This window comes from Staphylococcus caeli (assembly GCF_051413795.1).
GTDB lineage: Bacteria > Bacillota > Bacilli > Staphylococcales > Staphylococcaceae > Staphylococcus > Staphylococcus caeli_A.
In genome coordinates this window covers 1-13,162 of the sequence record NZ_JBOIRQ010000035.1, presented here as the reverse complement: position 1 = coordinate 13,162, position 13,162 = coordinate 1, and the positions used below count along the sequence as shown (strand labels likewise).

Genomic DNA, 13,162 nt, shown 5'->3' with positions numbered 1-13,162 from the left:
CCTGTTCCCATGCCGAACACAGAAGTTAAGCTCCTTAGCGCCGATGGTAGTCGGACTTACGTTCCGCAAGAGTAGGACGTTGCCAGGCAATTTATATTATTCCACAGTAGCTCAGTGGTAGAGCTATCGGCTGTTAACCGATCGGTCGTAGGTTCGAGTCCTACCTGTGGAGCCATATGGCCCCGTGGTCAAGCGGTTAAGACACCGCCCTTTCACGGCGGTAACACGGGTTCGAGTCCCGTCGGGGTCATTACATATTGGAGAATTAGCTCAGCTGGGAGAGCATCTGCCTTACAAGCAGAGGGTCGGCGGTTCGAACCCGTCATTCTCCACCATTTTTAACTAAATAGCTTGGAGGGGTAGCGAAGTGGCTAAACGCGGCGGACTGTAAATCCGCTCCTTCGGGTTCGGCAGTTCGAATCTGCCCCCCTCCACCATTTATGGGCTATAGCCAAGCGGTAAGGCAATGGACTTTGACTCCATCACGCGCTGGTTCGAATCCAGCTAGCCCAGCCATTAGAGCCATTAGCTCAGTTGGTAGAGCATCTGACTTTTAATCAGAGGGTCAGTGGTTCGAGCCCACTATGGCTCACTTTTAAGTACTTCTCTTTATGAGAAGTACTTTTTTTGTGTTTTAATATAAAAAAATGTTTATACATTTATATGTACGAAAAGCATTGATTATCTGTGGTTTAAAGACTTTAATTGAATGATAAATCATTATTATGGTTTTATATGTAAAACTGCTATATAGAAGTATCTTTGATGATTAATGTTAACTTGAAATGTCAAACTTTTTAGATTATTCTAGTATCAGATAATAACAAAGGGGTTTTATAAATGAACAAAACAATTGAAATTATTGGCGCACCGTCTACTTTTGGACAAAGAAAATTAGGGGTAAATCTTGGTCCAGATGCAATTCGTTATGCAGGTATAGTAGCGCGTATTAGTGCAATAGGTCACGAAGTCAAAGATTCAGGGAATTTACAACTTCCTGAGTTAGATTTGAATAAGTTTAATTCAGAACAACAAGGTTTACGAAATTTACAGGAAATTGTGGAGACATCTACACGATTAAGCGATGCAGTTTCTGAAAGTATAGATAATAATCATTTTCCACTTATTTTAGGTGGAGATCATTCTATAGCAATTGGTTCAATATCAGGTATTAGTAAGCATTATGAAAATTTAGGGGTAATTTGGTATGATGCGCATGGTGATTTAAATGTACCTGAGGAGTCACCTTCTGGTAATATACACGGTATGCCATTACGTATCTTAGCAGGTGAAGGTGATGAACAATTAGTAAATATTTCAGGTTACACACCAAAAGTGAAACCAGAAAATATTGTATTAATTGGTATGAGAGATCTAGATGCTGGTGAACGTCGTTATATTAAAGAACATAATATCAAAACATATACAATGGCTGAAGTAGATAGATATGGTATAAAGCAAGTAATGGAAGAAACGATAGATTATTTGAAAGCTAAGAAGACGGATGGTGTACATTTATCGCTTGATGTGGATGCTTTAGATCCAATTGAAACACCAGGTACTGGGACAAGAGTATTGGGTGGATTAACTTATCGAGAAAGTCATTTTGCATTGGAATTATTACACAATTCAAAACTAATTACTTCAATGGACTTAGTTGAAGTGAATCCATTGATAGATCATAATAACGATACGGCGGAACAAGCTGTTGGTTTAGTAGGAAGTTTCTTTGGAGAAACATTATTATAATTAATTCTGTGAGTGGCTGTATCTTTGATAGACTTAATTTATGTTTGTAATCCATATCAATTGAAATACCTATCACGAATTTTATGGCAATAAACTTTTAACAATATTGTTTAAAAAGTGAGTCTGTGAAATCTATTTTGAAAATTAGATTTCATAGACTTTTCTTTTTATTTTATGTCCAAAAATTAAATACTAAATATGACAGTTAGTGTTATGATTGGTATAATATATAACATGGGAACAGATAACCGGAGGAGATGTTATGGATTTATCCAACTTTTTTGACAATTGGAGTACAGTAAAAATAATAACAAGTGTACTCGACTTACTCATAGTATGGTATGTACTTTATCTTCTCATTACAGTTTTTAAAGGTACCAAGGCGATTCAATTATTAAAAGGTATTGTTGTAATAGTAATTGGTCAACAAGTGAGTAAAATGCTGAATTTAACGGCGACATCCCGCTTATTTGATTTAGTTATCCAATGGGGTGTGCTAGCATTAATCGTGATTTTCCAACCAGAAATTAGACGCGCATTAGAACAATTAGGACGAGGCAGCCTATTTAAACGTTATTCAACGAATTTAAACAGTGATGAAGGTAAGTTGATAGCTGCAGTAACGAAAGCTGTACAATATATGGCGAAACGTCGTATTGGCGCATTGATTGTTTTTGAAAAGGAAACTGGATTGCAGGATTACATTGAAACGGGTATTGCAATGAATTCAGAGATATCACAAGAATTATTAACTAATGTATTTATACCTAACACACCGTTGCACGATGGTGCAATGATTATTCAAGAAAGTAAAATTGCTAGTGCAGCAAGTTACTTACCACTCTCTGATAGTGCGAAAATTGCTAAAAGCTTAGGAACAAGACATCGAGCAGCTGTAGGTATATCAGAAGTATCAGATGCCTTTACGGTTATCGTATCAGAAGAAACGGGTTCAATTTCTGTCACATTTGATGGGAAATTGAGAAAAGATATTTCTAATGAAGCTTTTGAAGAACTATTAGCTGAACACTGGTTTGGCACACACTTTCAACAGAAAGGTGTGAAATAATATGTTAGAAAGCAAATGGGGATTGAGATTAATTGCCCTTGTATTAGCAATAGTATTCTTTTTGTCAGCCAATAACATGTTCGGAAATATTTTTGATGCGGATAATTTAAGCCAAAAGTCTTCTGAAACAATTCAAGATATACCTGTTCAAGTTAAGTATAATAATAAAAATTTATATGCAAGTGATGTTCCAGATAAGGTGGATGTTGAAATATCAGGTCCACAATCACAAGTGTTAAAAGCTGAAAATGGGGAAGACATTAAAGCAGTTTTAGATTTAAGTGGTGAAAAGGCTGGTAAACACACTGCTCAATTTCAAGTTAATGGATTGAATAAAGATATTGATTATACTGTGAAACCTAAAGAAGCGACTGTCTCACTTGAAAAGAAAGTGAGTAAGACTTTAAAAGTTGAGCCAGATGTTAGTAACAATGACTTGAACGCTAACTATAAAGTGAGTGAACAAAGTGTTACACCAAATACGGTTAAAGTTACTGGTGGACAAAAACAAATTGATAAAATTGCTTATTTAAAAGCAACATACAAAAATAAGAGCAAAGTTTCTAAAGATACAACAGATGTTGCGAAAATTACAGCATTTGATAGAAATTTAAATAAAATTAATGTTTCAATACAACCAAATGAGGTAAATCTTAGTGTTAAAGTTGAAGACTATAGCAAAAAGGTGAAAGTGAAAACAAAAGCAGTTGGTTCACTACCTAATGGTCAAGAAGTTGATAATATTAAATTAAGTGATGAAGAAGTTGAAATTTATGGCAATAAAGATGACTTGGCAGACATAGATGATATTACTGCAAAAATAGATTTAGAAGGTGTGACAGAGTCAACTGAGAAAAAAGTGAAATTTCAAGTTCCAGACAAAGTTACAAAAGTAAGTCCAAGTGATACAACTGCAAAAATTACGATAAAATAGAGTTTTTTATTATAAAGGAGATATATATAATGGCAAAATATTTTGGTACAGACGGCGTAAGGGGCGTTGCAAATAAAGAATTAACGCCAGAACTTGCGTTTAAACTAGGACGCTATGGTGGCTATGTTTTAGCACATAATGAAGGTGAAAAGCATCCTAAAGTACTAGTAGGTAGAGATACGCGTGTGTCAGGTGAGATGTTAGAAGCTGCACTTATTGCAGGTCTTATTTCAATCGGAGCTGAAGTTATGCGTTTAGGCGTGATTTCTACGCCTGGTGTGGCATATTTAACGCGAGAAATGGAAGCCGAACTTGGTGTTATGATATCTGCTTCTCACAATCCTGTTCCGGATAATGGTATTAAATTCTTCGGTTCTGATGGGTTTAAGTTATCTGATGAACAAGAACAAGAAATCGAATTACTTTTAGATCAAGAGAATCCAGATTTACCAAGACCGGTTGGCGAAGACATTGTTCACTATTCTGATTATTTCGAAGGTGCACAAAAATATATCAGCTACTTGAAATCAACTGTCGATGTTGATTTAGATGGTATGAAAATCGCATTGGATGGCGCAAATGGCTCTACGTCTTCATTAGCACCATTTTTATTCGGTGATTTAGAGGCTGATACCGTAACAATTGGATGTAATCCTAATGGATATAACATTAATCAAGATGTAGGATCGACACATCCTGAAGCGCTTGCTAAAGTTGTTGAGGAATCAGAGTGTGACTTTGGTTTGGCCTTCGATGGTGATGGTGACAGATTAATCGCTGTAGATGAGAAAGGTAACATCGTTGATGGAGACCAAATTATGTTCATTATTGGACAGGCCATGAGTAAGAATCATGAACTCAATAATAATATGATTGTATCAACAGTTATGAGTAACTTAGGATTCTATAAAGCATTAGAAAATGAAGGGATTCAATCTAATAAGACTAAAGTTGGCGATCGTTATGTTGTTGAAGAAATGAGAAGAGGCAACTATAATTTAGGTGGCGAACAGTCAGGTCATATTGTTCTAATGGATTATAACACTACTGGTGACGGTTTGCTTACAGGAGTACAACTGGCAAGTATTATTAAAATGACTGGTAAAAGTTTAAGTCAATTAACAAGTCAGATGAAGAAATACCCACAGTCACTTGTAAACGTACGTGTTACTGATAAGTATCGTGTTGAAGAGAATATTGATGTTCAAGAAATTATGACGAAGGTAGAAGTGGAAATGAATGGTGAAGGTCGTATATTAGTAAGACCTTCTGGTACAGAACCACTTGTACGTGTCATGGTTGAGGCTGCAACGGATGAAGATGCGCAACGTTATGCAAATACGATTGCCGATGTTGTTCAAGAAAAAATGGGTCTAGATGAATAGAATCTGTTTTTACGGTTAATGATGAAAATCATTAGCCGTTTTTTATTTATAGTAAAATAAAAAAGTGGCTGAGATTAATCAATGTATTTGATAATCTCAGCTACTTTTAAATTATAAAACGTTATATTCTTTAACGATTTCTTGAGTTAAATTGTCATCTGTTTTTGCATATTCTTTTAAGAAAGCTTCTACACCATGTTTATTGATATAGTCATTTTTCTCAACTGTTTCTTGATCGTTTGTATCATCATATTTTAAAAGTAATGCAGCCGTTTTAACTAGCGCATCATGTTTTAAATTATTTTGATATAGGTAATTTAAAGGCTTGATGATTCTGTCTTGCGGTCCGATTTTACGTAGTGTACCACGACCAACGCGTGTCACTTCATCAGATAAGTTTGGATTTTTAAAGCGTTCAATAATTTTATCAACATATTGTGATTGTTCACTATCTGTAAAATTAAATTGTTGAGTAATATATTCACTTGTTTCTTTTAACACTTTTTTCAATCCATCGTTTATCTTTTCATCATTAACCGCATCTAAGACAGTAGGTTGGTCATAAAATCTACCAGCATATGCGAGGTAAGCATGACCAGTGTTCACTGTAAGCAACTTACGTTCGATATAAGGTGTTAAATCATCTACATATTTAATATGCTCTAATTCAGGACCAAACCAAGTATCTTTTTCAATAACCCATTCATAAAATGGCTCAACGACAACATCAAGTAGGTTATCGTTTGTTTGTAATGGTACTATACGGTCTACTGCAGAGTTAGCGAAATGAATATGATCATTAAGTGGTCCTGTTATATCTAAAATGGCTTCTTTTAATGTATTCGTCGCCATAATAGCATTTTCACACGCTACAATATTAACAGGTGTTTGCTTCTCTTTTAAATAGGGTGCAAATGATTTAGCGATAATAGGAAGAATATTAACGCCAACAGCAGTTGTAATCAAATCAGCTTCTAAAACAGCTTGCTTCAAACTGTCAGAAGGACCACCTGAATTAATCGCGTCAACATTGTGAACACGTGTTGTTGTCTTCGCTTCATCAGCCAAAATAACGTCATATTCATGTTGCGCGTCTAAAGCATCGATAATTTCAGCATTTACATCAGCAAATGTTACTTTTACATTGTTATCTGCAAGAATATATCCGATAAACCCTCTACCTATATTGCCTGCTCCAAAGTGTAATGCTTTCATTAAGCTTCAGCCTCCTCAAAGACTTGTTTGATTTCTTCAGCAGAAGATGCATTGATGATACGTTCTACATTTTCTTCTTCACTAAATGTTATCGCGATTTTAGAAAGTAAGTCTAAATGTTCGCCATCTTTACCAGCGATACCAACAACAACTTTAACTTCTTCGCCTTCCCAATCAACACCTTCAGGGATTTGAATTAACGTTAGTCCTGATTTTAGGACACTTGTTTTAGCTTCATCTGTACCATGAGGTATTGCTAAGCCGTTACCCATAAATGTAGATACAAGTTGTTCACGGTCTTTCATAGCTTGGATGTAGTCTTCTGTTACGGCACCACTTGCAACTAAAGCATTACCTGCTTTTTCAATTGCTTCGTTTTGATCTTTTAGTGATTGGTTGATAAAAATATTTTCATTACTGAATAATTCGCTCATTTTACGTCACTCCATATTTAATAATTTTTGTAATTGTGTCAGATAACTTTGCTTCAATAAATCTTGAAGTTGTTCTGGATAATGCATAAAGTCGTCGATATTGTCTAGATGTTCAACCATAATTCCAGAAAGATCGCTTACCATTGATGACAAGGCATCATCTGGTGGAATAAACATATTTAACAAATATCGAACAGTCAAATTGTCATTTTGATTACTTTTAAGCACTAACGGTTCATTTAAAATGGTGATTAATATTAAAGGTTTCTTTATTACGTCATGTTTTAAATGAGGTATCGCAATAGGATAAGGTTCGAGTACAAAGCTTTGTTTATCCATATGCGGCTTAATAAGTTCAGCGAATGACTGAGTTTCACTTATGACTTGTTGTGTTAATAGTGTGTCTGTAAGGTATTGCTGTAAATTTGAAACGGATGCATATTCGATGGCAACTGCATCGATCAGTTCTAGTCCTTTTTTGATAAATGTGAGTTTATCATCGGGATTTTCTATCATTCGATTTGCTGGTACAGGTTGCTCATTATTTGATTGGTATTGCTGTGTGTTTAAAAAGGCAGCAACATGATTTACATCAGCATCTGGCAATAGGGGATTCACTGTGATATACGCAGTTGGAATATCCAAATCTACCGTTGAAATAATTGCATCATATTGTGATGTGTCTAATGATTTTAAATCACCCACGGATGCTTGCGTTGTCTTCTGAATTTCACTGAATGTTTGTTGGAGTCGTGTAGCTAACAGTCTACTTGTACCAATACCACTACTACATACGACTAACACATTGTAAAAAGGTGTGCCTTGGCTTTGAATTGCACCACCAAAGTGCAATACGATAAAAGCAATTTCACTATCTGGAAAACTAAAATTTGGCCAGGTTTGTACTAAAGCACGTTGCACACTTTCAAACAGTCGTGGATATTTATCTTGAATCATTTCAGTTAATGGATTATAAGTCTCAATATTCGCATTTAATCTATTAATTGCTGGAATAATATGCAGTTTTAATCCTTCAGCCAATGTTTCAGTTTCTTTGAATGATTGTTGGGAAAAATGAGCAACGGATTGAATAAAAGTTTCAATTTTAGCTTCATCTTTACTGTCTTTAAACACTTCAACAGATTCTTTACGTTTGGCACCTCTAAGGTGAATCGTAATGAATGTGACTTCTGCCTGATTAAACTGCACACCATAAATGTGTTCCAGATGTAAGGCTAGTGCTTTTGCAACTTCATGTTCAAACGAATCTTTAACACTTTGATAAATATCATTATTTAATGAGACATATTGACCATTAAGCATACGATCAATACTGAGAACGATGTGTACAGTTAAAGTTAAATAACTGGATTCGGTCAATGAATAGGGAAGCTGATCCAAGTGATCCATTAAAATACGTTCGATTTGGAAGATTTTATCCATATCGACCATAGCTAATTGAGATTGATTAATGGATTGATAGACAAAGTGATTCTCGATAACTGAATAAACACTTGTACTATTTAAATTATTAACCATTAATTGACTTAGTAATTCACGTTTTTTTGATTCTGGTCCATGTAACTGTATACCTTCGCCACGCTTCTTCTGAAGGTTAAGTTGATATTGTGCCAATTCAAAATCCAGTTCGTCCAATAATTTTGTCAATGTCTGATTGGAAACGCCAATTTCTTGAGCAAGCCCATACTGTTTAATGGGGGTACTTGCTTGTATAAGCGCATATAAAATAATTACTTTTTGCTCTTCTTGTGACAAGTCTATTGTATTTTCATGTAATAGTGCATGCTTTAGTGAAACTAGAGATGCGTCACTAGCATCTATTTGTATACCTTTTTTCGTCACACGCTCTAGCTGAATGTCAAAAGTAGCTAAAAATGATTCAATAGATTTTAATTCTCTATGAATAGTACGAGAGGATACAGCTAGATGTTGAGCAATGTCATATATTGTGACATATTGACCGTGATACTTAATTAACATTTCGATAATTTCTTTTTCACGTGTACTCAAAAACATAGCCATACCCTCCCAGTATTGTTCTATATAGTGATATTATTTATGATTTAAGGTTTTCTAATAATTCATCATATCTTGGAGAATTCAAGAAATTGTCTACAGAGATATGAATTGCATTTGGAACTTGCTTGATCGCTCTGTCTGTAAGTTTCTTCTGAGTAATAACAAGTTTCGCATCACTTGGTAATTGGTTGATTGCAGTGTTCGTCACATCTACATCTTGAATACCAGCTTTTTTAAATTTATTACGTAACATACTTGCACCCATGGCACTTGAACCCATTCCAGCATCACAAGCAAAGATAACGTGGTTTACTTTACTGTAATTATGCGCGTCAACGTTTTCAGTATCGTAGTTATCAAGTAGGTCTTCATCTGTTTGTTCATCAGTATTTTGACTTGTACTAGCAGTTGCACCTGTAGTCGTTGCATCTGCATTACTATCTTTATTCCCTGTTAACTTAGAAGATACACTTGATTTTTTACCTTTTGTTGCTTCCATTTTTTCAGTAGCAGCTTCTAAATCTTCTGCTGGTTCTTTTGTGAATTTTAAAATAAGTGCTGCAACTATAAATGAAACAATTGCGGCTAATAGTACACCAATGACCATGTGTAAGAACTCACCTTTAGGCGCATTCAACATATAAACGATGAAAGAACCTGGTGAAGCAGGGCTCTTGAATCCGAAATCAAGAAGCGAATATGTTGCAACGCCTGTCATACCACCTAAAATAACTGCTACGAATAGTAACGGACGCATTAATACGTATGGGAAATAAATTTCGTGGATACCACCTAAGAAGTGAATAATACCAGCACCATACGAAGTTGCTTTAGCTGTACCTTTACCGAAAATCATGTAAGCAACTAAGATTCCTAGACCAGGTCCAGGGTTTGATTCAATTGTATAAAGAATAGATTGTCCAGCTGACGATGCTTGATCAGCACCAAGTGGCGTAAATACACCGTGATTAATTGCATTATTTAAGAATACAATTTTAGCAGGTTCAACAATAATACTTACAAGTGGCAGTAAATGAGCATGTACTAACGCTTCTACTGCAAGGGAAAGTATATGCATAATAAATTCCATAATTGGCGCTAAAATTTTAAAACCAACAATAGTCATAATGAAACCTAATATACCAGCTGAGAAGTTATTGAATAACATTTCGAAACCTTGTGGCGTTCTCGGTTGAATAAACTCATCTGTTTTCTTCATTAACCAACCAACAAGTGGTCCCATAATCATTGCACCTAATAACATTGGTGTATCAGGTAATGCAACGATAACACCCATAGTCGCAACGGCAGCAATGATACCACCACGCATTTCATGGATTAAACGTCCACCACTATATGCGATAAGCAATGGAATTAAGTATGAAATCATTGGGCCAGCTAATTGACTTAAATCTTTATTAGGCCACCAACCACCGTCGATGAATATGGCAGCGATGAAGCCCCATGCGATAAATGCACCGATATTCGGCATAATCATACTACTTAAAAATGAACCGAAAGCTTGAACCTTACGTCCAATTCCCTTATTTTCTTTAGTTTCTGTCTGTGACATAGTATTGCACCTCTTTTTCTCTTTTTATTTATATATTCATTGTATGGGTGGGTAAAGAAATAAACAATATAAAGTAATTTCAATTTTGTCACAGTCTTTTTGACAAGTTTGTGAATGCCTTTATATAGAAGGTAAATGTAATTTGCATAAGAAATATATTGAGGTGAAAATGTAAAGTCTCATTGCTTAATTTATTAAGTTAGTGAGACTTAAACCTGAGCTTCAGTTCAGGTAAACCTTTCAACTCTATTCATCCTTGCCATGGTAGGACTATGAAGTATCAATTAGAAGGTTTAATTGAAATCCCACGCACTTGTAAATTTATTGTTAATAAATTGTTTGCATTCCGTGTGAAGTACATTGTACAATTAGTAATATTGAAAGAGAGGAGGATAGGAATAGTAGTAGGTCAATTAAAGCGCCTGTACAAGTGATTTGAAATTTGTTTGTGATTTAAGATTTAAAACAGAAATCTTAATAGACATATTTGTGAAGACTTGTAGACGAGGAGGATAGTTATCGAACCATCGGCGGATGCTATCCCGGATGTGGCTCATTCGTGAACTTATTAAGGAAAACATCAGGGCAACTTGGTGCACAAAGTTAATAAGATAGCCAAAACTAAATAAATGAACATATGGTGAATGAGATAACCAAACGATTGAGTACTAGATTCAATTACTATTAATTAGAATAGGGATGAGTCTGTCTTGTAGCGTTTATATAATATTGAACAGGTTCAAATTCGCTAGACGTTCAATAGTCTCTTCGCCAAGTCAATTGGAGGAAAATGTAAATGTGTGGAATTGTAGGATATATTGGTCAAGATAATGCGAAAGAATTATTATTAAAAGGTTTAGAAAAATTAGAATATAGAGGTTATGACTCTGCTGGTGTTGCTGTAGTGAACGAAACAGGCACTTCAGTATTTAAAGCAAAAGGACGTATTGCTGAATTAAGAAAAGTAGCAGATAGTGAGTCTACTGATGGTAATGTGGGTATTGGACATACGCGTTGGGCAACTCACGGTGTACCAAACCATGAGAACTCTCACCCACATCAATCAACAACAGAACGTTTTACATTAGTGCATAACGGTGTAATCGAAAATTATGAAGAATTAAAAAATGAATATTTATCAGACGTAACGTTTATTTCTGAGACAGATACAGAAGTTATCGTACAACTGGTTGAATATTTCTCAAATACTGGATTAGCAACTGAAGCTGCGTTTACGAAAGTTGTATCATTATTAGATGGGTCATATGCATTAGGTTTAATTGATAACGAAGATAAAGATACGATTTATGTAGCGAAAAATAAATCACCATTACTTATTGGTGTTGGCGATGACTTTAATGTAATTGCTTCAGATGCGATTGCAATGCTACAAGTAACAAATCGTTATAAAGAAATTCATGACCATGAAATCGTTATTGTAAAACGCGATGAAGTAATTATCAAAGATCAAGAAGGTAAGGTTCAAGAAAGAGACGCATATACTGCACAAATTGATGCGGCAGATGCTGAAAAAGGCGTTTATGATCACTATATGTTAAAAGAAATTCACGAACAACCTGCAGTAATGCGTCGTATTATTCAAGAGTACCAAGATGAAGAAGGTAACTTGAAGATGGATCCAGAAGTAATTAAAGATGTTGCAGAAGCGGATCGTATTTATATTATTGCAGCAGGTACAAGCTACCATGCAGGTTTAGTCGGTAAAGAATTTATTGAAAAATGGGCGGGCGTGCCAACAGAAGTTCACGTTTCTTCAGAATTTGTGTATAACACACCATTACTTTCTGAAAAACCATTATTCATATACATTTCTCAATCAGGTGAAACTGCAGATAGTCGTGCCGTACTAGTAGAAACAAACCGTTTAGGTCACAAGTCTTTAACAATCACAAATGTAGCTGGTTCAACATTATCTCGTGAATCAAATCATACGTTATTGTTACATGCAGGACCTGAAATTGCCGTAGCATCAACAAAAGCTTATACAGCACAAATTGCAGTATTGTCTATCTTGTCACAAATTGTAGCTAAAGAGCACGGCAAAGATGTTGATGTAAGTTTATTACGCGAATTAGCTAAAGTTACAACTGCAATCGAGTCAATTGTTGATGATGCAGATATAATGGAGCAAATCGCAACTGATTTCTTAAGAACGACACGTAATGCATTCTTTATTGGTCGTACAGGCGATTACAATGTGAGTTTAGAAGGTGCATTAAAACTGAAAGAAATTTCATACATCCAAGCAGAAGGATTTGCTGGTGGTGAATTAAAACACGGTACAATTGCTTTAATCGAAGAAGGTACGCCAGTTATTGCACTTGCGACTCAAGAAAAAGTAAACTTATCTATCCGTGGTAATGTAAAAGAAGTTGTAGCACGTGGAGCGCATCCATGTATTATTTCAATGGACGGCTTAAACAAAGAGGGAGATTCATATGTGATTCCTCACGTTCATGAATTATTAACACCGCTTGTTTCAGTAGTTGCATTACAATTAATTTCTTACTATGCAGCGTTACACAGAGACTTAGATGTGGATAAACCACGTAACTTAGCAAAATCAGTAACAGTTGAATAATCGAGTATTGTTCTAATTTTAGGGTAGTTATAGGTATCAAATGACAATTTGATGCTTATACTACCCTTTTTTATATGACGGATTGTAATATTAAGTGCAACACTCTTAAAATTTCATAAAAAAATGCCCATAAACGGCACTCTATTGTAAGATGTTAATAA

At 35.2% G+C, this 13,162-nt stretch carries 9 protein-coding genes, 6 tRNA genes and 1 rRNA gene; 12 read left to right on the top strand and 4 right to left on the bottom strand.

The window, feature by feature from the left end; translation table 11 throughout:
* The 11 genes from rrf to glmM form a co-directional block, all read left to right on the top strand.
* Positions 1-88 (top strand): 5S ribosomal RNA (gene rrf, locus ACSULM_RS12100); the annotation flags it as partial.
* Positions 89-100: 12 nt separating this feature from the next.
* A tRNA-Asn gene (locus ACSULM_RS12095) sits at positions 101-175 on the top strand.
* A 3-nt stretch (positions 176-178) separates the two neighbouring features.
* Positions 179-250, top strand: a tRNA-Glu gene (locus tag ACSULM_RS12090).
* A gap of 9 nt (positions 251-259) precedes the next feature.
* Positions 260-335: transfer RNA gene (locus tag ACSULM_RS12085), tRNA-Val, on the top strand.
* Positions 336-353: 18 nt separating this feature from the next.
* Positions 354-437, top strand: a tRNA-Tyr gene (locus ACSULM_RS12080).
* Between the two features lie 4 nt (positions 438-441).
* A tRNA-Gln gene (locus tag ACSULM_RS12075) sits at positions 442-516 on the top strand.
* 3 nt (positions 517-519) lie between these two features.
* Positions 520-592 (top strand) — tRNA-Lys (locus ACSULM_RS12070).
* 248 nt (positions 593-840) lie between these two features.
* The gene (rocF, locus tag ACSULM_RS12065; protein ID WP_436863037.1) at positions 841-1,749 is read left to right on the top strand and encodes an arginase; all 909 of its coding nucleotides are present in this window, start codon (positions 841-843) and stop codon (positions 1,747-1,749) included.
* A 262-nt stretch (positions 1,750-2,011) separates the two neighbouring features.
* Positions 2,012-2,818 (top strand): diadenylate cyclase CdaA, encoded by an 807-nt coding sequence (cdaA, locus tag ACSULM_RS12060; protein ID WP_069996356.1) that lies wholly within the window; start codon positions 2,012-2,014, stop codon positions 2,816-2,818.
* 1 nt (position 2,819) lies between these two features.
* Positions 2,820-3,752: a CdaR family protein gene (locus ACSULM_RS12055; RefSeq protein WP_436863034.1), complete on the top strand. Its 933-nt coding sequence runs from the start codon at positions 2,820-2,822 to the stop codon at positions 3,750-3,752.
* A 29-nt stretch (positions 3,753-3,781) separates the two neighbouring features.
* Complete coding sequence (gene glmM, locus ACSULM_RS12050; protein WP_436855858.1) at positions 3,782-5,137, top strand: phosphoglucosamine mutase; 1,356 nt, start codon at positions 3,782-3,784, stop codon at positions 5,135-5,137.
* A gap of 111 nt (positions 5,138-5,248) precedes the next feature.
* On the opposite strand, the gene ACSULM_RS12045 is transcribed toward glmM, so the two are convergent.
* The 4 genes from ACSULM_RS12045 to ACSULM_RS12030 are packed head-to-tail and all read right to left on the bottom strand — an operon-like array spanning position 5,249 to position 10,399.
* Positions 5,249-6,352 (bottom strand): mannitol-1-phosphate 5-dehydrogenase, encoded by a 1,104-nt coding sequence (locus ACSULM_RS12045; RefSeq protein WP_436863032.1) that lies wholly within the window; start codon positions 6,350-6,352, stop codon positions 5,249-5,251.
* Positions 6,352-6,786: a PTS sugar transporter subunit IIA gene (locus tag ACSULM_RS12040; RefSeq protein ID WP_436855856.1), complete on the bottom strand. Its 435-nt coding sequence runs from the start codon at positions 6,784-6,786 to the stop codon at positions 6,352-6,354. The genes ACSULM_RS12045 and ACSULM_RS12040 overlap by 1 nt, the downstream gene beginning before the upstream one ends.
* Positions 6,787-6,792: 6 nt before the next feature.
* Positions 6,793-8,823 (bottom strand): BglG family transcription antiterminator, encoded by a 2,031-nt coding sequence (locus ACSULM_RS12035; RefSeq protein ID WP_436863030.1) that lies wholly within the window; start codon positions 8,821-8,823, stop codon positions 6,793-6,795.
* Positions 8,824-8,863: 40 nt separating this feature from the next.
* Entirely contained in the window at positions 8,864-10,399 is a 1,536-nt protein-coding gene (locus tag ACSULM_RS12030) for a PTS mannitol transporter subunit IICB (RefSeq protein WP_436863029.1), read from the bottom strand.
* A 796-nt stretch (positions 10,400-11,195) separates the two neighbouring features.
* Here ACSULM_RS12030 and glmS point away from each other — a divergent pair.
* The gene (glmS, locus tag ACSULM_RS12025) at positions 11,196-13,001 is read left to right on the top strand and encodes a glutamine--fructose-6-phosphate transaminase (isomerizing) (protein ID WP_436863027.1); all 1,806 of its coding nucleotides are present in this window, start codon (positions 11,196-11,198) and stop codon (positions 12,999-13,001) included.
* Positions 13,002-13,162 lie beyond the last annotated feature (161 nt).

Bases quoted from the DNA above. Each gene is read 5' to 3' on its own strand.
- ACSULM_RS12030 (WP_436863029.1), bottom strand. From the start codon at position 10,399: ATGTCACAGACAGAAACTAAAGAAAATAAGGGAATTGGACGTAAGGTT.
- ACSULM_RS12055 (WP_436863034.1), top strand. From the start codon at position 2,820: ATGTTAGAAAGCAAATGGGGATTGAGATTAATTGCCCTTGTATTAGCA.
- glmS (WP_436863027.1), top strand. From the start codon at position 11,196: ATGTGTGGAATTGTAGGATATATTGGTCAAGATAATGCGAAAGAATTA.
- ACSULM_RS12045 (WP_436863032.1), bottom strand. From the start codon at position 6,352: ATGAAAGCATTACACTTTGGAGCAGGCAATATAGGTAGAGGGTTTATC.
- ACSULM_RS12035 (WP_436863030.1), bottom strand. From the start codon at position 8,823: ATGTTTTTGAGTACACGTGAAAAAGAAATTATCGAAATGTTAATTAAG.
- cdaA (WP_069996356.1), top strand. From the start codon at position 2,012: ATGGATTTATCCAACTTTTTTGACAATTGGAGTACAGTAAAAATAATA.
- ACSULM_RS12040 (WP_436855856.1), bottom strand. From the start codon at position 6,786: ATGAGCGAATTATTCAGTAATGAAAATATTTTTATCAACCAATCACTA.
- rocF (WP_436863037.1), top strand. From the start codon at position 841: ATGAACAAAACAATTGAAATTATTGGCGCACCGTCTACTTTTGGACAA.
- glmM (WP_436855858.1), top strand. From the start codon at position 3,782: ATGGCAAAATATTTTGGTACAGACGGCGTAAGGGGCGTTGCAAATAAA.